The following is a 23091-nucleotide window of genomic DNA, read 5'->3' on the forward strand; positions in this document are numbered from 1 at the left end:
TGCCTGGGTAGCATGCTCAACTCATAACTCATAGTTCTTAACTCCTAGCTCCCTTCCTCTACCTTTGCCGTATGCCCCAGATTCAGACCGGCGACGAGCAATTCCTGCGTAAGCTGCGCCCATCGCGCATTGTGCTGCCCGTACTTATCGGCCTGGCCGTGGTGGGCTTTATGTTCTGGCGCAGCTACAAGCCCGGCGAGCTGGCCCCCCTGGCCAATGCCCGCTGGGAATGGCTGCTTATCACCTTTCTGGTGCTCATTGCCCGCGACCTGGGCTACATCTACCGCATCCGCCACATTGCCGAGCGGGAGCTGAATTACCGGCAGAGCCTCGACGTCATCATGATTTGGGAGTTTGCCTCCTGTGTGCTGCCCTCGGCGGTGGGCGGCACGGCCGTGGCCTCGTTTATCCTCAACAAGGAAGGCATTCCCCTGGGCCGCTCCCTGGCCTACGTAATGGTGACGGCCCTGCTCGATAACCTCTACTACGTGCTGATGGTGCCGCTGGTGGTGGCCCTGGCCGGCTCGGCCCTATACCCGCACGAGGCGCTGCAGGGCGGCTTCATCGCCACGCTTCGAGTAGCTTTTATTGTTAGCTACCTTGCTGTTACGGCCTACGCCTCGCTTATGCTGTACGCTATTTTCGTGAATCCTTACTCGGTGCGCAGCCTGCTGATTAAGATGTTCTCGCTGCCCTTTTTGCGGCGCTGGCAGGAGCGGGCCGCCCACCACGGGCAAGACATGGTAGAAGCCTCCGTGCAGCTGCGGGGCAATGGGCCGGCCTACTGGCTGCGCGCCAGCCTGAGCACCGCCTTTGTCTGGACGGCCCGCTACGCCATTATTGGCTGCCTGATTGCGGCCTTCGTGCCCATGAACATGGACAACTTCCTGTTCATTTTCGCCCGCAACATCACCTACAAAGTCATTTTGCTGGTGGCCGTCACGCCCGGCGGCGCTGGCATCGCCGAGGGAGCATTCCCAACCTTTTTCGGCAAGTTCATTGGCACGGCCACGCTCACCAGCTTCATGGTGCTGCTCTACCGGGTGGTTACCTACTACCTGTACCTGGTGCTGGGCAGCATCTTCCTGCCCCGCTGGGTATCCCGGGTGTTTAGCCGGCGCCCGGCTCAGGCCTAGCAGCCCAAGGCAAAGGCATGCGGCAGCAGCCTCAAGCCACCAAAAGATTAATGGTGTTCGTGCTGCACTGGCAGGCACAGGTGCTTTGCCCGGGCTGCCTCAACCCAGCGCGCCCAGACCATAGCCTTGCCTTTCAGCGCCTGCAGACAGAATTGGCACGCAGCATTTTCGCTGGCTAAGTGAGCGAAAAGCGGCTATTCACTTATCGACCCAGCGCTAAAGGTTTTTTATTGGGATAGGCATACTAAAACCCCAGCTTAATAGTTATACTATCAAATCAGCTAGTCAAACCATCATTCTTTTCTGTGAATGGTGACGACGTCCAGCGCCCCCCGTCCCGATAATCTCGCTTTTTTTGGGTGGCGAGGCGCTTTCCGCAGTGTTTCCACGGCTTATGCAGCTGCAGAGCCAGGCTTAGCCTAGTGTTTTTTCGTTCACCATTCCCAGCGAGCCATGATACTGTTCAACCTACTCACGCTGAATGCCCAGCACGCCCAGGCTGCCACCCACCTGCTTCTAACCGAGCGCCTGGCCACCGATGTTTTCGTGGATGAGGCCATTGCCAACCACCGGCTTACCCCGGCGGGTACTGTGGGTACCCAACCACGCTACAGGGTAATTTTCCTAACCAAGGCACTGCTCTACCGGCAGATTGAAAGCCTGCTTAACCAGGAATTTCCCAACAACGACTTTCGTATTTATACCACTGCCGTTACGCACGTAAACGACGCAGAGGCCGAGCAAATCCGGGCCCTGCGGCTGGTGTAGGCTTACCCTTGGAACGTACGGGCATAAAAAAAGCCCCGTGCCAAGGTTGCGGCACGGGGCTTTTACGTGGATTTGTCAGCACTAATCCGCTTTGAGCAGCATTCGTGAGCCATCAGTACCAACCAGGGTGAGCTTGTCGTCGGTCAGGGTTTCTACCGTGAAAGTCATGCTGGTCGCCGAACCGCTAGGTGTGAGGGTAATGGTTTTGCCGGCCTGGTCGAAGGTGTAATTGCCGCTCATGGCGCCAGATGGCCGGGTCAGGGTGAAGGTGCCATTGGCGAACATCTGCAGGCGCTCTTCCTTCTGGTCGTCGGTCTGCTTTACTTTATCGCCGGAGGCATCGAGCTCTTTGCTGGTTTTCCATACTTTGCTATCGGTGCCGTAAAGCATGTTTACACCTTCCACCTTGCCTTTGTCGTTGCCACAGGAAATGGTGAGAAAAGACAGCAGCAGCAAAAAAGTTGCGAGGTAATGGAAAGGAGAAAAGGGCTTGGTTTTCATTGGAGAGGGCATAATTGTGTGAAAGGAAAGAACCGGTATGCTTCGGCTTTTCGGCTTACGTGAAGAAAAAAAAAGGGTTTTTCCAGAAACTTTGTTAATTTGCCCCCGTAAATGGGTCCGGTTCAGCCGCCGCACGGTGGAGGTTCAGTCGAATTTCTCTTCAATTTAACCAGAAGAAGACCCATGGGACTTTTTGATTTCCTCAATAACAAAGGCGAAGAAAAGCCCGTACAACCGGCCGCTCCGCAGGCAGCTCCAGGCGCTGGCACCGATTTTTTCGGAAATAACAAAACCGAAAACAATGGGACCACGTATACGGTTGTTAGCGGCGACTCGCTCTCTAAAATTGCTAAAAACCACTACGGCGACGCAGCCAAGTGGCGACAGATATATGAGGCCAACAAGGCCACAATCGGAAATAACCCTGACCACATTGAAATCGGCCAGGTGTTAACGATACCTAGTCTCTAGGTACTTTTTTGCAGAAAAAAGGTGAGAAAAGCCACTCTGTTTCAGGGTGGCTTTTTTGCGTTTATTGAGGAGAGATGAAAAATTCTCAGCTGCGTTGCTTGCGCGTTTCAATTTTTCTCTTCTACCTTTGCCCTACCTAATGGGTACTCTCCCGCTCGCGGCGGGAAAGTTTTTCAGATTTTATACAGAAGCGGCGAGAGACTAGGCTCCCTGACCCGCTGGCAACCATCGACCGCGCGAAAGGTGCCACGTCCTACCCACCAGCCCCGGCTGTAGTGGGAAATATGAAACGAGTGCCATGGCAAACTCCCCTGTTTCCGCTTTTTTCGTCCCCTCGTTGACCACTGTGCTGCGCACTATGGTAATGCCGGGATTTTGTGCTTTGGCTCCGTGTGGCCAGGCTGCTACTTCGGCACGCATGCGAATGTGCTGTTGTAGCCCGTGCTGTTGCTGCTAGGCTGATTCCGGCTTAGCCCCACCCCTACTTTCTGGTTTTATCGATGGCTGACCCTGGCAGCCGCAGGCCTTTGCATGGCTTGCGCTGCCCGCAGCCCTCCCAACAGCACGGGCTTTCCCTGGGGTTCTGATTGCGCACAAAAACAGCCTAAACAAGCTGTGAAGCGCTTTTTCCACCATCATTTCTTGGGTTTTTCCCTCTCTCAAACTCGCATCATCATGTCTAAGCAAGCCCTTCGTTTCGAAACCCTGCAACTCCACGCCGGCCAGCAGCCCGACCCCACTACCGGCTCCCGCGCCGTGCCCATTCACCAGACGACCTCCTACGTGTTCAAAAACGCGGAGCACGGCGCCAACCTGTTTGCCCTGAAGGAGTTCGGCAACATCTACACCCGCCTGATGAACCCCACCACCGACGTGTTTGAGCAGCGCGTGGCAGCCCTGGAGGGCGGCGTGGCAGCCCTGGCCGTGGGCTCGGGCCAGGCGGCACAGTTCATTGCGCTCAACAACATCCTGCAGGCCGGCGACAACTTCGTGTCGACCTCCTTTCTCTACGGCGGCACCTACAACCAATTCAAGGTGGCGTTCAAGCGCCTGGGCATTGAGGCGCGCTTCGCCGACGGCGACGATGCCGACTCCTTCGAAGCGCTGATTGATGGCAACACCAAGGCCCTGTACCTGGAAACCATCGGCAACCCCGGCTTCAACATTCCGGACTTTGAGCGCATTGCCGAAGTAGCCCGCCGCCACGACCTGCCCCTGATTGTGGACAACACCTTCGGCGCGGGCGGCTACCTGTTCCGCCCCCTGGAGCACGGCGCCAACATCGTGGTGGAGTCGGCCACGAAGTGGATTGGCGGGCACGGCACCAGCGTGGGCGGCGTGATTGTGGACGGCGGCACCTACGACTTCGGCAACGGCAAGTTTCCGCAGTTCACCGAGCCCAGCGAGGGCTACCACGGCCTGATTTTCAACGACGTATTTGGCAAGAACGGGCCGTTCGGCAACATTGCCTTCATCATCCGGGCGCGGGTGGAGGGCCTGCGCGACTTCGGCCCGGCCATCAGCCCCTTCAACTCCTTCCTGCTCCTGCAGGGCCTGGAAACCCTGAGCCTGCGCGTGGAGCGCACCGTGGAAAACGCCCTGCGCATTGCCGAGTGGCTGGAGCAGCACCCCCTGGTGGAGCGTGTGAACTACCCCGGCCTGGCCAGCAGCCCCTACCACGACCTGGCCACCAAGTACCTCAAGCGCGGCTTTGGCGGCGTGCTGTCGTTCGTGATTCGCGGCAGCAAGGAAGCAGCCTCGGCATTTATCGACAACCTGAAGCTGGTCAGCCACCTGGCCAACGTGGGCGACGCCAAGACGCTGATTATCCAGCCCTCGGCCACTACCCATCAGCAGCTTTCCGAAACCGAGCAGCTGGCGTCGGGCGTCACGCCTACCCTGCTGCGTCTGTCGGTCGGCATCGAGCACTTCGAGGACATCCGTGCCGATTTGGAGCAGGCCTTTGCGGCGGTGACGGTGGAGGAGCCGGCGCTGGCCTAGTGCTTTTTCACCGCAGAAGACGCGGAGCCTTTCGCAGAAGAAGCGCAGAAGACAGAACAGCTTCTGCGCTTCTTCTGCGGTGAAAATCAAACAGAACACGCTATGAAAGACCAACTTTTTGAGCTTCCCAGCCCCTTTCTGCTGGAATCGGGCGAGGAGCTGCCGGGCGCGCACGTCGCCTTCCGCACCTGGGGCCGGCTGAACGAGGCCCGCGACAACGTGGTGTGGGTGTGCCACGCCCTGACGGCCAACGCCGACGTGCTGGCCTGGTGGCCCGGCCTGTTCGGCCCCGGCTGCTTTTTCGACCCCGCCGACTGGTTTATCGTGTGTGCCAACGTGCTGGGCTCCTGCTACGGCAGCACCGGCCCAACCGATACCAACCCGGCTACTGGCCGGCCCTACTACCAGGCATTCCCCCTGCTTACCATCCGCGACCTGGCCGCGGCCCACGAGGCCCTGCGCCAGGACCTGGGCCTGACGCGCATCCACACGCTGATTGGCGGCTCCCTGGGCGGGCAGCAGGCGCTGGAGTGGGCCGTGCAGCAGCCCGAGGTGTTTGAACATCTGGTGGTTATTGCCACCAATGCCCGGCACTCGGCCTGGGGCATTGCCTTCAACGAAGCCCAGCGCCTGGCCATTGCGGCTGACCCCAGCTACCAGGCCGGGCAGCCCGACGGCGGCGACGAAGGCCTGCGGGCCGCCCGTGCCGTGGCCCTGCTCAGCTACCGCGGCTACGAGGCCTACGCCAGCTCGCAAACCGACCCCGACGACAGCCGGCTGCTGGGCCACCGGGCCAGCTCCTACCAGCGCTACCAGGGCGACAAGCTGGTGGCCCGCTTCAACGCCTACAGCTACGTGGCCCTGAGCCACAGCATGGACAGCCACCACCTGGGCCGCGGACGCGGCGACATCGCCACGGCGCTGAGCGGCATCCGGGCCCGCACGCTGTTGCTGGGCATTACGTCCGACGTTCTGTTTCCGCTGAGCGAGCAGCAGGAGCTGGCCCGCCACATTCCCGGCGTAATGTATGCCGAGCTGGACTCGCGCTACGGGCACGACGGCTTCCTGCTCGAAACCGCGGGCATCACTCATTTTTTAGAGCTGTTTTATGTACCAACCTTCGCTCACTGACCTGACCGAGCCCGCCAAGCTGCGCGTAGGCCTCATCGGCTTTGGCTGCGTGGGGCAGGGCTTTCATACCATTCTCAGCCAGCTGCCGGAAGCGGAGCTGGTAGTAGCCCGCATTGCCGTAAAAACCCCGGGCAAGGCGCGGCCGCTGCCGGCCGAGCAGTTTGAGTTTGATGCCCATGCCCTGGTGCAGGACCCGGAGCTGGACGTGCTGGTGGAAGTAATTGACGACGCCGACGAAGCATTCCAGCTGGTGAGCGCCGCCCTGCGCCTGGGCCGCCGCGTGGTGACGGCCAACAAAGCCATGCTGGCCCGGCACCTCAATACCCTGCTGCGCCTGGAGCTGGACTACGGCGGCACGCTGCTCTACGAAGCAGCCGTGGCCGGCAGCATTCCGGTGCTGCGGACCCTGGATTCCTACTTCGGCAGTGAGCCGCTGCTGGCCCTGAGGGGCATTCTGAATGGCTCTTCCAACTACGTGCTGACGCGCATGAGCGAAGAAGGCAGCGACTACGCCACGGCGCTGGCCGAGGCCCAGCGGCTGGGCTTCGCCGAAACCGACCCGGCCCTGGACATGGCTGCCTTCGACCCCCGCTCCAAAGCCGTGCTGCTGGCCGCGCATGCCTTTGGCACCCTGGTTCATCCGGAGCGGGTACTCAACCTGGGCATCGAAAACATTACGCCTGCCGACCTGGAATACGCCGCCGCGCAAGGCAAGAAAATCAAGGTAATAGCCGAAATCCGGCAGGCTGGGCCGGGCAGCGTCAGCCTGGCCGTGCTGCCCCGGCTGGTGGACGCGCAGTCGCCGCTTTATGCCGTGGAGCGCGAGATGAATGGCATTGAGCTGGAAGCCGCCTATGCGGGCAGCCAGTTCCTGCGCGGCAAGGGCGCGGGCAGCTTCCCCACCGGCTCGGCCGTGCTGGCCGATGTGCGAGCCCTGCAGCGCGGCCAGCGCTACGAGTACAGCAAGCTGGGCGCCGACGACCGGCCCCGCCTGGCCCCCAACCTGGAAACGGAAGTCTACCTGCGAGCCAGCAGCGCCGAAGCGTTGGAGGAAGTAGCCCAGTGGCTGGAGCTGCCAGCCCCCAATGGCCAGCATTTCCTGACGGGCACCGTGCGCCTGGAGGCGCTGCTGGCCCGGCGCGATGCCCTGCGCGAAGCCGGCGTTTTTGTGGCCGGCATTGGCGAGATACAACCGGCGGCTCTACCCGTGGCATCTATCCAAGAGGCCGCCGTACTAGCCGCCTGATAAGCACAGCAAAGGCTTTTTCGGCCGTAACCACTCATTAAAGCATTTTTCAGGTTAGTGGATAGAGTTAAAAGTGGAGAGTTAAAACCCGAAAGGCCTTTTTAACTTTTAACTCTCCACTTTTAACTTCCTCTAAGACCAGTCTTTAACGCTGCTATTTATACTCGACCTTAACGGGTAGCTGGCCGGGAACCCTGATGGAATAGATACCTGCCCGGAGGGTGCCGCGCAGCATGTCCAGGTTTTGTACCCGGGGGTTGAAGCGTCGCACTACGCGGCCGGCAGCGTCGAGCAGCTCGGCTTCGATGGGCAGGGTCCAGTCGGCTGGCAGCACCACGTGCAGCCGGTCATCGCCCGGAGCGGGGCGGGCCTGGGCCGTAGCGGCGGTTGCCAGCACGGGCTTAACCATGGTGCCGGGCTTGCGCAGCAGCGGGCGCAGGAAGTCGCGCATGCCCCAGAACGTACTGTCGGCATACGCGTGGCTGCGCGCCGAGCTGCCCTCGAAGGGAATGTGGCCGGCCCCGCGGAAGCAAAGCAGGCGGTTGGGCACGCCCACGGCCGCAGCCTGCTGGTGCAGGCGGCCGCTGCCCACCACGTACTTCGGCGGCAGCTTGCACCCCACCCGCCCTTTGCTGAAGGGAACGGTAGCGTCGGCGGTGCCGTGGGCGCTGAACAGGGGCACCTCGCCCGCCTCGATGCAGCTGGCGCTTTCGGTGGCGCCGCTCAGGTTGAGAACGGCCAGCACGGCGCTGCTGTAGCCGGGGTGGCCGCTGCTGCCCTCGATGCCGCCGAGCGCGGCCAGGTTCAGGTAGGCCGGCACCTCGCCGGCGCGATTCAGGTAGCCGGTTTGCAGGGCCATGTACCCGCCGGCCGAGGAGCCGCCGACCACGATGTAGTTCGGGTGCACCCGGAACCTGCGGGCCGTGGCGGCATCGTGCCGGAAGAAGCGCACGGCCGCCCGCATGTCCTGCATGCCGCGGAGGGTAGCCCGGGCAATGTTCACGGTGTCGTAGGGATGAAACAGCAGGCGGTAGTCGATGCTGGCCGTGACGTAGCCCAGCCGGGCGAAGCGGGTGCACACGTCCACCATAAACTGGTCGGTGCGCGTGCCGGTCACAAAGCCGCCCTGGTGCGCGAAGATGATGAGCGGCCGCTGCCGCAGGGTGTCGCCCACCGGCTCATACACGTCCATGAGCAGGGGCTGATTGTTGCCGCTGAAGTTTACCGCCGAGCCGTAGGTAACGCCGGAGGTTACACTTACCCGCGGAAAGACGGGCCGGTAGTAGCGCCCCCGGGTGGTATCAATCTGAGCCGAAACTGTTTGCAGACCGGCCAGCATCAGGGCTGTAAAGACCAGAAAAACAGACTTCATAAGTCAGAAGGCTAGGTTGACGAGAAAGATACAGGCCAGATGGCAGCGCTGCCCAGGCAGCGCAACACAACTTACTTACTTTTTCAAACAACTGCTACGGGAGCAGTGCGCCTACAACGAAAGTTAGCGTGAGTACTGTATGCCGCGCCCGCTACTGCAGCAGCACTTGGCGCACCACGGTGCTGCCCTCTGCCTGCAGGTGCAGCTGGTACAGGCCGGGCTTTAGCCCCGGCACCTCTACCCGGGCACTCAGGGGCTGGCCGGCTTTGACCGGCAGCATCTGGCGGTGCACGGTCTGGCCCAGGGCGTTGGTGAGCCATAGAACAGCAGCGCTGCCGGCGCCTGCTTTCGCAGTACTGGGCAGCTCTACGTGAAATGCTCCCGTAGCCGGGTTGGGGTATACCTGCAGCCGGTTGCTGAGGGCCTGCGCCGTGTTGGTGGGTCGGGCCGGAGTCAGCTCCAGGAAGAAGCGGCCCGGGGCGGCGGTGCCGGCCAGGGTGAAGCGGTAGACGGTGCCGGCGCTCAGGGCGGTGCGGGAACCGGTCAGCGCATCGGTGAGGGTAATGGCGGTGCCGGGAGCAAAGCGCTGCAGGTCGGCCGCCGTGAGGACGTAGGTGCCGGGGCGGGGCACCGTGAGGGCCAGCGGCACCCGGGCTGCTTGCTGCGGCGCCAGCCCGTTGATGGCCAGCTCCTGCCCGCCGGCCACCACAGCCAGGTTGAGGGCGCTGGGGTTGGGCAGCTTGGCTGCGTCGAACTGCGCGTCTACTGCGGCGGTAGCCCCGGCTTCCTCGTAAATTATGGCTTCGTCGAAGGCAGCGGGGCTGCTGGCAGCGGCCAGGGTCAGGCGCAGGCGGGGGCGGGTATCGGCCGCCAGTCGCTGCACGGTGTTCACGTTGGCCGCCGCGAAATCACTGATGCGGGAGCTCAACGGGAAGGTGAGGGTGACGGGCGAAGTGGCCAGGGAGCGCACAAAGAAGCCCTGCCCCAGCGGAACGGTAGAGGCATTGCCCATGCCGTTGATGTACGTACGGTACTGCCCGCTATACTGCCCGGTGCTCACAAACACGTACATGGCCCGGCTCATGCCGGCGGGCACGGTTACGTTGTCCCAGTTCAGGGCCGAGGGGAAGGGGTTGCCCAGCAGGTGCCAGCCCGCAGTCGGCGATACCGCCGCGCTGAGCGTGACGCTGATGTCTTCGTTGTTGCGAAGAAGCTGGCCGTTGAATCCCACTGTTTCGCCGCCGGGCATGTTCACGGTGTAGCCCTGCCCGCGTACCAGGGGTACGGCCCCACTGCCGTTGGCGACGGGTACAAACCAGCCCTTATCGAAGTCCGAGTAATTGGTAGCGGGCGAAGTAGCCACCCGCTGCTGCTCATAGTCGAATACCGTAGGGAAAGGACGCACCAGCTCGGGTTGCTGGGCCTGGTTATAGGCCGGGTTGAGCACCGGCGTAAAGTTGGCCGTGGCCAGGCTGGCCGTGGTGACGCCGTCCAGGGGCGGAGCCAGGTGGCGGTAACCCAGGCCCGGGTTCACGCTGGGGTCGATGTAGCGCTGCACGGTGAAGGGGTTGGTGAGGATGCCCGGGCCCGGCGCCACCAGGGCCGTTCCGTCCGGGCCCGAAAGCAGGGTCAGGGTGCGGGTGCTGTTGTTCAGGGTGCCGCTGGTGGGCAGCAGGCGCTGGCTGATGCGCAGGCTATTGGTGAGGGTGAGCTGGCTGCCGGCGGTCAGGGCCATTTCCAGCTCGCGCACCTGGGCGGGCAGGCCGCTGCCGGTAATCTGGCTGGTGCTGCCGTCGTAGGCGTAGCTGGCATCGGGGCTGAACGTGCGGGTGCCGGTGTTGCGGATGGCGCCGGTAGCGCCGCTGGCTGCAATGCCGTCGGGGCTGCAGATGCGAAGCCTCGCTCCGGCCTGCAGCTCGAAGCTGCCCGGGCCATCTACGGTGAAGCAGCTGGTTTGCAGGGCGCCGGGTGCCTGGCCTGCCTGACTGCGCACGATGAGCGCGCCGTACACAGTGATGTTGCCCGTCAGCTGGGCCGGCCCGCTGTTGATGGTAATGTCCTGGTAGGAGCCGCCGGCCACGCTGGTCGCCGTATTGATAACCAGGCTGGGGTAAGCCGCGGTGACGGGCGCCAGCAGCGGGCGCAGAAAGTCGCGGATGTCGCGGAAAGTGGTATCGGCGTAGGCCAGCTGGGCCGAGTTGGTCCCGTACTGCGGAATGTGGGGCGCCCCGCGCAGGGTGCGCAGGCGGTTGGGCACGCCCACGGCCGTGGCCTGCGGGTGCAGGAGGCCGCTGCCCACCACATACTTTGGCGGCAGCCCGCCCCCTACCCGGCCCTGCAGGTAGGGCACTACGGCATCGGCGGTGCCGTGAATGCTGTACAGCGGGACGTCGCCGGGCTCGATGTAGTCGGCCCGCTCGGTAGCGCCGCTCAGGTTGAGCACGGCCAGCACGGCGCTGCTGTAGCCGGGGTTGCCGCTATTGCCTTCAATGCCGCCCAGGCTGTTGATACCTACATAAGCAGGCACTTCACTCACCTTATCCAGGTAGCCCACCTGCAGGGCCATAAAGCCTCCGGCCGAGGCCCCACCCACCACAATGCGGCTGGGGCTGATGCGGTAGAGGTTGGCCGTGGCCGCATCCTGGCGGAAGAAGCGCACGGCGGCGCGCATGTCCTGCATGCCCCGAATGGCGGCCTTGGCCACATTCACGGTGTCGAACGGAAAGTATAGTAGCCGGTAGTCGATGCTGGCCGTGACGTAGCCCAGCTGGGCGAAGCGGGTGCACACGTCCACCATGTATTGCTCGGTGCGGCTGCCGGACACGAAGCCGCCCTGGTGGGCAAAGATGATGACGGGCCGCTCGGGCGCCGTGTCGCCAGTGGGCTCATAGATATCCATGAGCAGCTGCTGGGTAGCGCCGGAGAAGGTGACGGCCGAGCCATACACCACGCCCTGCGTCACGGTCACGCCCGGGAAAATGGGCTGGTAATAGCGGCCGCCGGTGGTATCGATGGGCGTTTGGGCCAGGGCGGCAGCGCCCGCGCCGAAAACCAGCATCAGCAGGCAGAGTAAAGTAGCTCTCATAGGGCAAGGGGTTGGCAAAAGGAAAAGTCAGTGCTCGATGCTTGACGTAGAACAAATAACAGAAGTTGACTTCTAACGCATTATTCTTTACCTGATTTTTCGACGCAAGCGGCCGATAGGCTCAGCGGTTTTAGGCCGAGGGCATTACTGGACCGCAGCCGTTATTTGCAGGCGCGTTTGATTTTCCCTATGCCCGTTCAATTCCCTCCCGCCCTGCGCCCTGGTCAGCGCGTGGCCATAGTCAGCACCGCCCGCAAGATTACCGCCGAAGAGCTGGCGCCCGCCATTCGTATTCTTACTGAATGGGGCCTGGAGGTGGTGCTGGGCGAAAGCATTGCCCAGGCGCATCACCAGTTTGCCGGCGACGACGCCCTGCGCCTGCGCGACTTCCAGCGCCAGCTCGACGACCCCGGCATTCAGGCCATTCTCTGCGCCCGCGGCGGCTACGGCACCGCCCGCATCATCGACGGGCTGGACTTTTCCACCTTTATCCACCAGCCAAAGTGGATAGCGGGCTTTTCCGACATCACCGTGCTCAACTGCCACCTGCTGCGGCTGGGCTGGGCCAGCATTCACGGCGTGATGCCGGTGCTGTTTGGGCAGGCTGGCGGCGAGATGGCCCTGGAAAGCCTGCGCCGCGCCCTGTTTGGGGAAGCGCTGGTGTATATGGCTCCTGCCCTGCCCCTCAACCGCCCTGGCGTGGCCAGCGGCGAGCTGGTGGGCGGCAACCTCAGCCTGCTGCACACCATCACTGGCACGGCCTCCCAGGTCAGCTTTGCCGGGCGCATCCTGTTTCTGGAAGACCTCGACGAGTACCTCTACCACATCGACCGCATGATGCTGCACCTGCACCGCAGCGGGCAGCTGCACAAGCTGGCCGGCCTGGCCGTGGGCCACTTCTCGCAGATGCGCGACAACACCGTACCCTTCGGTGCCGAGGCCTATGAGATTATCGACTACTACGCCCGCCAATACAGCTTCCCGGTAGGCTACGGCTTCCCCATCGGCCACGAGCCGACCAACGGCGCCGTGGTGGTAGGCCAGCAAGCCCGCCTCACGGTAACAGCCGAAGGCAGCCGCCTGGAAACGGTTAGAAGCTGAGAGAGGCATGCTTAAAAGAACGTCATGCTGAGCACAGCGAAGCATCTTGCCCGCAGCAGTAAATCCAGTTAAAAGGTTTACTCTCGTGGTAGAGATGCTTCGACAAGCGGACGCCAGATGAGCATGACGTTCTCTTTAATTATTGACTAAAGCGCTTCAGCCTAATGCAGCGGCCGCTTTTTCACCAGCCCGCCGCGGGTGTCGCGCACGCTGTGCATCACCACGAAGGCTTTCTCGTCGATTTTGTTGATTTCGGCAGTGAGCTGGCTTACTTCCAGGCGCGTCACCACGGTGAAGATGATGTCGACGGTGTCGCGGATATGGCCCCGGGAACCGTAGCCGCGCTTGCCGGCATACACAGTGGCGCCCCGGCCCAGCTTCTCGGTCACCATCAGCCGGATTTGCTCGCTGTGCGACGAGATGATGGTGACGCCGGTGTACTCTTCAATGCCTTCAATAAAGAAGTCGACGGTTTTGGCGGCCGAGAGGTAAGCCAGAATGGAATACAGCGCCGTTTCGACGGACAGCAGCCAGGCCGCTACGGCGAAGATTAAGATGTTAATCAGCAGGATGATGTCGCCTACCGAGAGCGGCGTGCGCTTGCTGATGTACACGGCCAGCACTTCGGTGCCGTCGAGCACGGCCCCGCCGCGCATGGCCAGGCCGATGCCGGCCCCAAGAAAGAAGCCACCAAATACGGCAATCAGCAGCTTGTCCTCGGTGAGGGTGGGAAAGGAGATGACCAGCAGCACCAGGGCCAGCGCCAGCACCGTTACCAGGGTGCGCAGGGCAAAGCCGCGCCCCATCTGGTAGTAGCCCATCACGATGAAGGGAATGTTGATGAGCACAATCAGGGCCGACAACGACAGGCCCGTGAGGTGGCTCACCAGCAGCGACATGCCCGTAACGCCGCCATCGATGAAGCCATTGGGCAGCAGAAAGCCTTTCAGTCCCAGGGCCGCCGAAAACACGCCGGCCACCAGCAGGCAGCCCTGTATCAGCTTGCGGCGCAGGCCCCAGCCGGTAAAGAAAGACTCTTCGCCGAAGGGTTCGAAGGAAGGGGGCCCGGCACCGGGCCCGGCACCGGCCTGCTTGCGCATGCGCAGGCGGTGCAACACAATATGGGGAAGAAACATAGGAAGCAAGAATGTGCAGGGCCGCTGCTTCGCCACAACATGGCAGAGCTGCCGGGCCGTATGGCGTGCCCGGGAGGGTTACCCGCGATAAATCAGTAAAACCACAACTGCCAACGGCAGCATCAGAGCAGCTTCTGGCTTGATGTACATTTTTGCACAGAGCTGATTCGAAACTACGCTGGATGGGCTGCGCCGGACTCTGGAAAACAAGAGCAGCCTAAGGCGCGTTGGGAGAGAGCGATACCCGCAGCAGCCGCTCCCGATAGCGACCTATAGCCGGCTGGGGCCGCGCCAAGGGCGAAAGCAGCCAGGCTACTGGCCAGGCTGCTGCCCAGCTCAGCGGCAGCGGTGTGCAAACCGGTGGAACAAACAATAAGCCCGGGACGGCGGCAGCCTCCGGGGCAATGACATCGGGGCGGAAATACTCGAAGTTGAAGGGTACCGCATGCCCGCGCAGGCTTTCTGCCGGCGCCACCGCGTGCTCAGGTCGTGCCGCTGCTACTGCTGTGCCAGGTACCAGGCCCGCCACAGCCAGCAGCCAGGCAAACAGCCAGGCCAGCAAGTGCGGCGCTTTGGATGAAGGAACGGGCATACGGCAAGCAGAGAAGCATTACATGGCGAGCTTCTTATACGGAAACTATCGTTTTTTTAACCAGCTGCTCCGGCAATTCGCTGCTTGCGGACTCAGCTCTTCGGCCGGCTGCATTCACCTGCACCGTGCACTAAACCGCTCAGGCCGTCGAAGGGCGTTACTGCCACCTTGCCATTAGCACGATGTTAGGCGCTACCTGCACCGCCGGCTTGGTAAGTGACTGTGGCCAGGGTGGGTTGAGAGGACAGCAGGCCTGCCAGGAGAAAAAGAAGCTTCATAAAATTCCGGACGAGTGCCCCTATACAGGCAGCGCGAAGCTGGGCATAAAAAAGCGCCGCAAGCGGCCGGACGGGGTGTCGGCTGCTTGCGGCGCTGCTACCAGATGGGCGGGCTTTAGTTCAAATACAGCACCTGCGTCACGGTCTGCCCCACGGCCTTCAGCGTTTTGCGGTCGATGACGTCCATGTTGTCGGTGGTGGCGTGGTGGTAGTTGGGGAAGTACTGGTTGGGGTTGTTGGGCAGGTGGTCGATGATGTCGACCGTAGGAATGCCGGCCTGGTTGGTGTACACGTGGTCGTCGGTGATGCCGGGCGAGTCCTGGAACAGGAAGTAGTCGGTGTAGCCCAGGCGGGCGGCCGTGTTCCAGATTTTGTCCAGGGCCTGGCGGGCGCTGTTGCGCGACAGCTCCTCGCGGCTGAACTTGGCGCCGCGGGCCCCTACCATGTCGAACAGCACGCCGTACTCGGCCTTGTAGCCGGCCGGCACCAGGTTCTTGGCCCAGTACTGCGAGCCCAGGCACCAGGAGTCGCCGGCGCCTTCGAGCTGGTTTTTCAGGTTCTGCTGGGTGCCCGAGTCGTGGCCCCAGTCTTCGGCGTCGAACAGGATGAAGTCGACACCCACGGCCGGCGCCAGGCTGTCGGGCTGCGCGGCCAGGATGCGGGCCATTTCCAGGGCCACGGCCACGCCGCTGGCGCCGTCGGAAGCTCCGTCGAGCGGCGCATTTTTCTTGTTGGGGTCGGCATCGGCCCAGGGGCGGGTGTCCCAGTGGGCAAAGATGGCCACGCGGCGGGCGGCCTGGGGCTGGTACTGGGCAATGATGTTGCGGGCCCGTAGCATGGTCCCGTCAAAGGTCATGGCCTGAAAGGGCTGCTCCTTCACTTTCAGCCCCCAGCCCTTGAACCTGGCCACGAGGTAGTCGCCGCAGGCCTGGTGGGCCTTGGTGTTGGGCACGCGGGGCCCGAAGGCAACCTGCTTGGCCGTAAAGGCATAGGCTGAGTCGGCGTTGAACACCGGGGCCTTGGGCAGCGGCGCTTCGACGGGTGTGTCGGCCGTTTCGACGTTCTTTTTATCGGGGCAGGCCGTGAGCAGGAACAAGCCGGCCAGGGCCGCCAGGGAAAGGCGAAGTTTCATAATAAAGCTATTAGCTCTGATAGTTAGGCGCATGGCCGTCAGCTAACACCCAAGGGCCGATTAAAGGCCCATGCTATTAGCTAACAGCTAATTAAGAGTTACTCTTCGCTGTAGGCCCACTCCACACCAGACTTGGTGTCTTTGATAACGATGCCCTGGCCTTTGAGTGCCGCCCGAATCTGGTCGACCTTGTCGTAGGCCTTGGCCTGCTTGGCCTCGGTGTAAAAGCCCAGCGTGAGCTCCAGCAGCTGCTCGGCGTCGGCGCGGGGCTCGTCGTGCAGGCCCAGGATGTCGACCACCACGGTGCGGTAGGCTTGCACGGCCTCCTGCAGGGCTTCGGCGCTGACATCGGCCAGGGCCGCCGGCGTGGTGGCCAGGGTGTTGAACTTGCGGAGCAGGTTGAACAGGCTGGCAATGCAGCGGGCCGTGTTCAGGTCGTCGTTGAGGCCGGTGAACAGGTCGGCGCTGAGCTTCGCTAGTTCCTGGTTGCCGGTTTCTGGTTTCTCGTTGTCGTTTAAACCAGAAACCAGCGCCAAGGAACCCGCAACCAGCTTATCCAGCAGGCGCAGGCCGTTCATGAGCTTGCGGTAGCCTTTGCGGGCGGCCTGCAGCGCCTCGTCGCTCACGTCGACGGGCGAGCGGTAGTGAGCCTGCAGCAGGAAGAAGCGGGCCACCATGGGCGAGTAGGCCTGGGAGAGCCCGCCGGCCGGGCCTTTAAACAAGTCACTGATGGTAATGAAGTTGCCCAGCGACTTGCTCATCTTGGCCCCGTTCACGGTAATCATGTTGTTGTGCAGCCAGAAGCGGGCCTCGCTGGTGTGGCTGTGGCTGGCCTGGCTCTGGGCGATTTCGCACTCGTGGTGCGGAAACATGAGGTCGAGGCCGCCGCCGTGGATGTCGTACTCGGCGCCAAGGTACTTGCGGCCCATGGCCGAGCACTCGAGGTGCCAGCCGGGGAAGCCGTCGCTCCAGGGCGAGGGCCAGCGCATGATGTGCTCGGGGTCGGCCTTTTTCCAGAGGGCAAAGTCCAGGGGGCTGCGCTTCTCGTCCTGCCCGGCGAGGTTGTCGCGGGTGCCGGCCAGCTGGTCTTCAATGGAGCGGTTGGAAAGAATGCCGTAGCGGTGGGCCTGGTCGTACTTGGGCACGTCGAAGTACACCGAGCCGTTCACCTCGTAGGCAAAGCCGTTCTCGATGATTTCCTGCACCATCTGAATCTGCTCGGTGATGTGGCCGCTGGCCTGGGGCTCGATGTCGGGCGGCAGGCAGCCCAGGGCGGCCATGTTCACGCGGTAGCGGTTGGCGTAGTACTGGGCTACCTGCATGGGCTCCAGCTTCTGGGCGCGGGCGGCCTTCACCATGGGGTCTTCGCCGTCGTCGCCGTCGCCCTGCAGGTGGCCCACGTCGGTGATGTTGCGCACGTAGCGCACGGTGTAGCCGAGGTAGCGCAGGTAGCGGGTCAGAATATCAAACACCACCGGGCCGCGGGCGTTGCCCAGGTGCGCCTCGTTGTACACGGTGGGGCCGCAGAGGTAGAGGCCCACCATGGGCGGGTGCACGGGCTGAAATTCTTCCTTTTTACGGGTGAGGGTGTTGTAAAGCGAGAGCGACATGAAAGGCAGGGGGCAGTTAACAGTTAGCAGTTAACTGTTAACAGTTAGTAAAAGGCAGTTAGAAAATACGGGGCAGGCGCGGCCACTTGACCGTAAAATAGAAAAAAGGATACGACAAAGTTGCTGGCAATCGTCATGAAATGATACGAACAGCTTTTCTTCCAGATACCCGGATGCATGAAGCAAACGGAGCCAATAACTAGTCTCCCTGGCTTCTTTGTAAGCAATGGAAAGTTTACTTGTAAAATCAGCACTCGATATGGCCCCAGTAGCTTCCTCTGCATTTGCTCCTATGGAAGTGGCGCTGCGAACGAGCTGTTTCGACACATTAAATTCATGCTCCTTAGCCTGCAAATGCCGGTGAAGTTTCATCACTCGTACTGCGAAGGCAAAGGATTTTTGCAGCAACGGACCGGCTTGGTGCTTTGGCGTATCCACAGTCAAAGTTACTCGCCAGCTTTTACTAACTGTTCACTGTTCACTGCTAACTGAAATACGGTACAGTGCCTCCACCGGAAAGTGGTCGGACCAGAGGATTTCCTTGTGTACGCGGCAGCCCAGCACCTGCCAGTGGCGGGAGGCAAACTGGTTGTCGATGCGCAGGGCCGGCAGGCGGCCGTTGTAGGTCGCGCCGATGCCGGTGCCGGCCGTGGCCCAGGCATTCTGCAGGTGGTCGGCCAGCTGGTCGTAGGTGTAGGAATAGGGCAGGTCGTTGAGGTCGCCGGCCAGCAGCACGGGGTAGGGCGAGCGGGCAATGCGGGCCAGCACGGTATCGACCTGCGTGCCGCGGGCCACGGCGCCGTTGCGGAAGCGCCGCAGCAGGTTGCGCCCCTTTTGCTGAAAGCCTTTTTTGCTGCCCGCGGCGGCCACGATGTCGTTTTCCTCCAGGCTCATGCTCTGCAGGTGCAGGTTGAATACCCGGATGGTATCGGCCCGGCGCCCGGGTGTAGCGGGGCGGGCCAGGTCGGCCCACATGGCGTGGTTATGGCTGGAGCGGGCAAAGCGGATGGTGCCGCGCCGCACTATAGGAAAGCGTGAGAAGATGGCCAAGCCGAACTCGGCGCCAATGCGGTTGGTGAGGGTCTTGGACACAAACGGATGGCGCCCCGACTGTGGCCCGATGTAGGCGCTTGCCTTGAACACCGACCCGTTTTCCTGCGAGCCGCGAGGCTCGTGGTAGTACTCCTGCAGGCAGAGCACATCGGCCGGGCTTTGGCTTAGCCAACGGATAAAGCCCTTGGATGAGGCAAAGTTCGGGTCACGTAGCTGGCCATACACGTTGAAGATGCGCACGTTGGCCGACAGCAGCAGCAGCTCATCCGGGGCCTGCGGCGTGAAAAAGGTGGACGCCGGAATATTTCCTTTTGCGGACTTCACCTGCAGCTGGGCCGAGGGTGGGGTGTGCAGCGGGTGCAGCGCCAGGCCACGCTGCACGTGGGGCCAGCACAGGCCCAGCGCCAGCCCCGGCAGCAGCGCCACCCGCCAGTTGCGCCGCAGCCAGTACAGCACAAGCAACCCCGTGAGCAGCAGCGCCAACGGCGTGGTAATGGCACCAAAGATGGTGGGCCAGAACACCGTACCCGGCACTTGCTGGCAGGCAATGGCCAGCAGCAGCCACAGCAGCACCAGCAGGGTTATCTTAAAGGCAAACGAACGACGCACAGCACAAGCAGCAAGGGCAACAAAGGTAGGGGCCGTACCTCTTGCCGGAAGGTAAGTAAGGAGTTCCACCGTTTGTCGCACGAATTTTGTGCGGCGCGGGTTGCCTCGCCATCGCACAGGCAACGCCTTGTGCCAGCTGATGGTCTACTACGCAACTTTACGGTTTTCTTCTGCGCTTCTGCCGCCCTGCGGCTTGCTTATGTTCCTACTTTTTCCTTTTAGCTGCCCGCCGCTGCGCAGGCTTATTCTCGGCGCACTAACCCTGGCCGCGCTGCCGCTGCCCGGGATAGCCGCTTCTACTCCGGGCGCCAGCCTGGAATTTATTCCAAACAAAGGGCAGTGGGATAGTCACGTGCGCTACGCGGCCCCGCTTTCTGCCGGCCGCCTTTTTCTACAGTCTACGGCGTTTACCTACTCCCTGGTAGATGGCAAAGACCTGCAGCATCATGGCACTCCCGAAGCGGCCGCCTCACCGGCCGAGGGCGAAAAGATGGTGGCAGGCCACGCCTATACCGTTCACTTTGAGCAGGCCAACCCGCGGCCGCGCATCACGGCCGAGACCCCTACCGCCGAAGTGCGCAACTACTTTATCGGCAGCGATGCCCGGCGCTGGGCCAGCAACGTGCCCAGCTTCCGGCGGGTGAAGTACGCGGAGCTATGGACTGGCATCGGCCTGCAGGTGTACGAAAACCAGGACCGCCAGCTGGAGTACGACTTCCTGCTGGCCGCGCAGACCAATCCCGCCCGCATTGCCCTGCGCTACGAAGGCGCCGACAACGTGCGCCTTGATGCCCGCGGCAACCTCGTAGTGAAAACCACGGTGGGCACGGTGCAGGAGCTGGCACCCAAGGCCTGGCAGACCACCGCGGGCGGGCAGCGCCAGCCCGTAGCCTGCCGCTACGCGCTGCAAGGCAGCACCGTCTCGTTTGTGCTCGGGGCGTATGATAAAACCCGGCCGCTGACCATCGACCCCACGGTGGTGTTCTCGTCGTTTACAGCATCGACGGCCGACAACTGGGGCTTTACGGCTACCTACGACCAGCAGGGCAACATGTATTCCGGCGGCATTGCCTTTTCCCTGGGCTTCCCTACCACCAATGGCGCCTTCAGCACCCGCTGGGCCGGCTTGAGCGACATCGCCATTATCAAGTACAACCCCGCCGTAACTGGCGCTGCCTCGCGGGTATGGGCTACTTACCTGGGCGGCATTCTCAACGATTACCCGCACAGCATGGTGACCAATGCCCAGGGCGAGCTAGTGATGCTGGGCAGCACCAGCTCGCGCGACTACCCCACCACCAGCGGCGCCATCAGCCGCAGCCACGCGGGCGGCAGCACCATCAGCCCTTTTGGCTCCAGCGATGCCACGTTTCAAATGGCGGGCGGCTCCGACCTGGTGGTAACCCGGCTGAATGCCACGGGCAGCCTGCTGGTGGCCAGCACTTACCTGGGCGGCAGCGGCAACGACGGCGTGCTGGCCACCAACTCGCCCCTGACGGCCAACTACGGCGACTCCTTCCGCAGCGACATCCTGCTGGACGGCGCCGGCAACGTATTTATTGCCTCCAACACCAACTCGCCCAGCTTCCACGGCTTCAGCGGCTACCGGGGCGGAGGCAGCGACGGCCTGCTGTGCAAGCTCTCGCCTAACCTGACCACGGTGCTGTGGGCCCGCTACGTGGGCGGCAGCGGAGCCGATGCCCTGTACTCGGTGCAGCTCGCCCCCCAGGGCCGGGTGTATGCCAGTGGCGGCACCACCAGCACCGGACTGGCCACCCCCGGCTCCTACCTGAACTCCTATCAGGGAGGGGACAGCGATGGGGTTGTGGTGAGCTACTCCGCCACGGGCGTGCAGGAAGCCGCTACCTACGTGGGCACTGCCAGCTACGACCAGGCCCAGTTTCTGCAGCTTGATGCCCTGGGCAACGCCTACCTGCTGGGCCAGACCACGGGTTCGTTTCCGCGCACGCCCGGGCTGTACGGCAATGCCAACGGCAACTTGTTTATCCAGAAGCTGAGTGCCGACCTGACGGCCAGCGCCTACAGCACGGCCTTTGGCGGCCCTACCCTGGTGCCCACGGCCTTTCTGGTCGACGACTGCGAGCGGGTGTACATCAGCGGCTGGGGCGGCCACACCAACGGCGGCTACCTGGGCGGCTCTACTTCCGGCCTGCCCACCACCGCCAACGCCGTGCGCGCCACTACCGACGGCTCCGACTTTTACCTGGCCCAGTTCACCCCCGGCATGACCCGGCTGGAGTATGGCAGCTTCTTTGGCATTGCCGGCGTTGGGCCTAATGGTGAAGGTGCCGAGCACGTAGACGGCGGCACCTCCCGCTTCGACAAGCGCGGCGTGGTGTACCAGGCCGTGTGCGGCGGCTGCCGCAGCCAGTACGCCTTCCCCGTGCCGCCCGGCGCCAACACTTACTCCCCCACCAAGGGCAACTCCGGCACCAACTGCAACAACGCGGCCTTCAAAATTGACTTTCAGCCCGTGGTGGCCAACCCCGGCCCGCGGCGCACCCTGTGCCTGGAGAACGGGCCGGTGGCCCTGGGCGGCAGCCCGGCGGGCGGCACCTGGACCGGCCCCGGCGTGCGCCTGACGGCTGCCGGCGGCTACGAGTTCGTTCCCCTGGCCGTAGGCGCCGGCCAGCACATGCTCACCTACACCGTGGCCACTACGGGCGTGTGCCAGGCCACGCTGCGGGTGCGCTACCTGGTAGCCCCGGCCGTGGTGCCAACCATGGCTACGGTACCGCCGCAGTGCGTATCGGGCGAGGCCATAACCGTGGCCGCCACGCCGTCCGGTGGCAGCTTCAGTGGCCGGGGCATGAGCGGCAACCGCTTTAGTCCGCAGGCTGCCGGCCCGGGCACCCACACCATTACCTACACCGTGAGCGACTCCCTGGGCTGCGGCACCACCAGCCAGCAGGTGATAGTATCGGCGCAGCCGCCCATTGCGGCCGGGCCCGATACCACCCTCTGCGCCGACCGCATGCGCCCCTTCCAGCTGCGCGGCCAGTCCCCGGCCGGTGGCACCTGGAGCGGCACCGGAGTTACCGCGGGCGGCTTGTTTACGCCGCCCAACACCAACAACCGGGGCGGCGTGTTCCGGCTCACCTACACCGTGGACCAGCCCCCCTGCCGCGTCACGGCCGTGCGCACCGTGGTGCTGGCCCCGGCCTCGTCCGTCGATGCCGGCCTGAACTTGCCCGTATGCGCCACCGCTCCCCAATACGCCGGCCTGGCGCCGTTCGACTGTACCCTCAACCCGGTGCTGATTGCGCCCAACGCCATTTACGAGTGGGACTTCGGCGATGGCAGCGCCATTAGCAACGAAGCCAGTCCGCGCCACCTTTTTGAGAAGCCAGGCACCTACCGGGTGCGTCTCACTGCCCGCTACGCCAACTGCGACGTGCTGACGCAGTTTGCGCCGCTGGAGGTGGGCAAGGTATTCGTGCCCAACATCATTACCCCCAATGGCGACCAGGCCAACGACACTTTCCGCCCGCTGTTCAGCTGCGAGCCGGCTTCGCTGAAGGTGTTTTCGCGCTGGGGCCAGCAGGTGTATGCCACCGACAGCTACGCCAACAACTGGCGGGCCGAAGGCCTGGCGGCCGGCCTCTATTACTACCTGCTGAAGGATATCGACGGGCGCACCGTAAAAGGCTGGGTGGAAGTAGTAAAGTAGCGTAGCCGGAAGCCCGTGCCGCGGCGCCTGCCCTTTCCAGCCAGGGTCACGAACCACCTGTAGAAAACGTCCCGCAGTCGGCCACGACCCGGGACGTTTTTTTGTTTCCCGCCTCAGCCCTCGCCGCTGGATAAGCGGCCGCTTAGCCGCTTTCTGCTACCTTCCTGCAGTAGCGGGG

Annotated in this window: 17 protein-coding genes and 1 riboswitch; of the genes, 8 read left to right on the plus strand and 9 right to left on the minus strand. The window is 62.9% G+C overall.

Annotated elements, in window-relative coordinates:
* Window positions 1-71: 71 nt before the first annotated feature.
* Together ABD919_RS04240 and ABD919_RS04245 are read left to right on the plus strand one after the other, a co-directional pair.
* Window positions 72-1136, plus strand: coding sequence for a lysylphosphatidylglycerol synthase transmembrane domain-containing protein (locus tag ABD919_RS04240; protein WP_345234098.1), 1065 nt, complete (start codon window positions 72-74; stop codon window positions 1134-1136).
* 453 nt (window positions 1137-1589) lie between these two features.
* A complete protein-coding gene (locus tag ABD919_RS04245) occupies window positions 1590-1904 on the plus strand; it encodes a hypothetical protein (RefSeq protein WP_345234100.1) in 315 nt (104 codons plus the stop codon).
* 81 nt (window positions 1905-1985) lie between these two features.
* On the opposite strand, the gene ABD919_RS04250 is transcribed toward ABD919_RS04245, so the two are convergent.
* Window positions 1986-2405: a hypothetical protein gene (locus ABD919_RS04250; protein WP_345234102.1), complete on the minus strand. Its 420-nt coding sequence runs from the start codon at window positions 2403-2405 to the stop codon at window positions 1986-1988.
* 183 nt (window positions 2406-2588) lie between these two features.
* Between ABD919_RS04250 and ABD919_RS04255 the strand changes: the two genes are divergently transcribed.
* The 4 genes from ABD919_RS04255 (at window position 2589) to ABD919_RS04270 (ending at window position 7254) form a co-directional block, all read left to right on the plus strand.
* A complete protein-coding gene (locus ABD919_RS04255) occupies window positions 2589-2876 on the plus strand; it encodes a LysM peptidoglycan-binding domain-containing protein (RefSeq protein ID WP_345234104.1) in 288 nt (95 codons plus the stop codon).
* Between the two features lie 177 nt (window positions 2877-3053).
* A riboswitch (SAM riboswitch) is annotated at window positions 3054-3167 on the plus strand.
* Between the two features lie 384 nt (window positions 3168-3551).
* Window positions 3552-4877: an O-acetylhomoserine aminocarboxypropyltransferase/cysteine synthase family protein gene (locus ABD919_RS04260; RefSeq protein WP_345234106.1), complete on the plus strand. Its 1326-nt coding sequence runs from the start codon at window positions 3552-3554 to the stop codon at window positions 4875-4877.
* A 102-nt stretch (window positions 4878-4979) separates the two neighbouring features.
* The gene (metX, locus tag ABD919_RS04265) at window positions 4980-6008 is read left to right on the plus strand and encodes a homoserine O-acetyltransferase MetX (RefSeq protein WP_345234107.1); all 1029 of its coding nucleotides are present in this window, start codon (window positions 4980-4982) and stop codon (window positions 6006-6008) included.
* Window positions 5986-7254, plus strand: coding sequence for a homoserine dehydrogenase (locus ABD919_RS04270; RefSeq protein ID WP_345234109.1), 1269 nt, complete (start codon window positions 5986-5988; stop codon window positions 7252-7254). Before metX ends, ABD919_RS04270 begins: the two co-directional genes overlap by 23 nt.
* A 154-nt stretch (window positions 7255-7408) precedes the next feature.
* On the opposite strand, the gene ABD919_RS04275 is transcribed toward ABD919_RS04270, so the two are convergent.
* Together ABD919_RS04275 and ABD919_RS04280 are read right to left on the minus strand one after the other, a co-directional pair.
* A complete protein-coding gene (locus tag ABD919_RS04275; RefSeq protein WP_345234111.1) occupies window positions 7409-8626 on the minus strand; it encodes an alpha/beta hydrolase in 1218 nt (405 codons plus the stop codon).
* Window positions 8627-8777: 151 nt separating this feature from the next.
* Complete coding sequence (locus ABD919_RS04280) at window positions 8778-11711, minus strand: alpha/beta hydrolase fold domain-containing protein (protein ID WP_345234113.1); 2934 nt, start codon at window positions 11709-11711, stop codon at window positions 8778-8780.
* Between the two features lie 189 nt (window positions 11712-11900).
* Between ABD919_RS04280 and ABD919_RS04285 the strand changes: the two genes are divergently transcribed.
* Complete coding sequence (locus ABD919_RS04285; protein ID WP_345234115.1) at window positions 11901-12812, plus strand: S66 peptidase family protein; 912 nt, start codon at window positions 11901-11903, stop codon at window positions 12810-12812.
* Window positions 12813-12973: 161 nt separating this feature from the next.
* Here ABD919_RS04285 and ABD919_RS04290 read toward each other — a convergent pair whose 3' ends face one another.
* From ABD919_RS04290 to ABD919_RS04315, 6 genes are all read right to left on the minus strand, one after another.
* Window positions 12974-13948, minus strand: a complete 975-nt coding sequence (locus tag ABD919_RS04290; protein ID WP_345234117.1) for a YitT family protein — start codon at window positions 13946-13948, stop codon at window positions 12974-12976.
* A 217-nt stretch (window positions 13949-14165) separates the two neighbouring features.
* Window positions 14166-14540: a hypothetical protein gene (locus ABD919_RS04295; protein ID WP_345234119.1), complete on the minus strand. Its 375-nt coding sequence runs from the start codon at window positions 14538-14540 to the stop codon at window positions 14166-14168.
* A gap of 393 nt (window positions 14541-14933) precedes the next feature.
* A complete protein-coding gene (locus ABD919_RS04300) occupies window positions 14934-15950 on the minus strand; it encodes a M28 family peptidase (RefSeq protein WP_345234121.1) in 1017 nt (338 codons plus the stop codon).
* Between the two features lie 98 nt (window positions 15951-16048).
* Window positions 16049-17560 carry a cysteine--tRNA ligase gene (gene cysS / locus ABD919_RS04305; protein WP_345234122.1) on the minus strand — a complete coding sequence of 504 codons (1512 nt, stop codon included), beginning with the start codon at window positions 17558-17560 and terminating at the stop codon, window positions 16049-16051.
* A 30-nt stretch (window positions 17561-17590) separates the two neighbouring features.
* A complete protein-coding gene (locus ABD919_RS04310; RefSeq protein ID WP_345234124.1) occupies window positions 17591-17998 on the minus strand; it encodes a four helix bundle protein in 408 nt (135 codons plus the stop codon).
* Between the two features lie 33 nt (window positions 17999-18031).
* Window positions 18032-19222 carry an endonuclease/exonuclease/phosphatase family protein gene (locus tag ABD919_RS04315; RefSeq protein ID WP_345234126.1) on the minus strand — a complete coding sequence of 397 codons (1191 nt, stop codon included), beginning with the start codon at window positions 19220-19222 and terminating at the stop codon, window positions 18032-18034.
* 199 nt (window positions 19223-19421) lie between these two features.
* Between ABD919_RS04315 and ABD919_RS04320 the strand changes: the two genes are divergently transcribed.
* On the plus strand, window positions 19422-22913 hold the full coding sequence (locus tag ABD919_RS04320; protein WP_345234127.1) for a DUF7948 domain-containing protein: 3492 nt from the start codon (window positions 19422-19424) through the stop codon (window positions 22911-22913).
* Window positions 22914-23091 lie beyond the last annotated feature (178 nt).

Source organism: Hymenobacter saemangeumensis (assembly GCF_039541835.1).
Taxonomy (GTDB): Bacteria; Bacteroidota; Bacteroidia; order Cytophagales; family Hymenobacteraceae; genus Hymenobacter; species Hymenobacter saemangeumensis.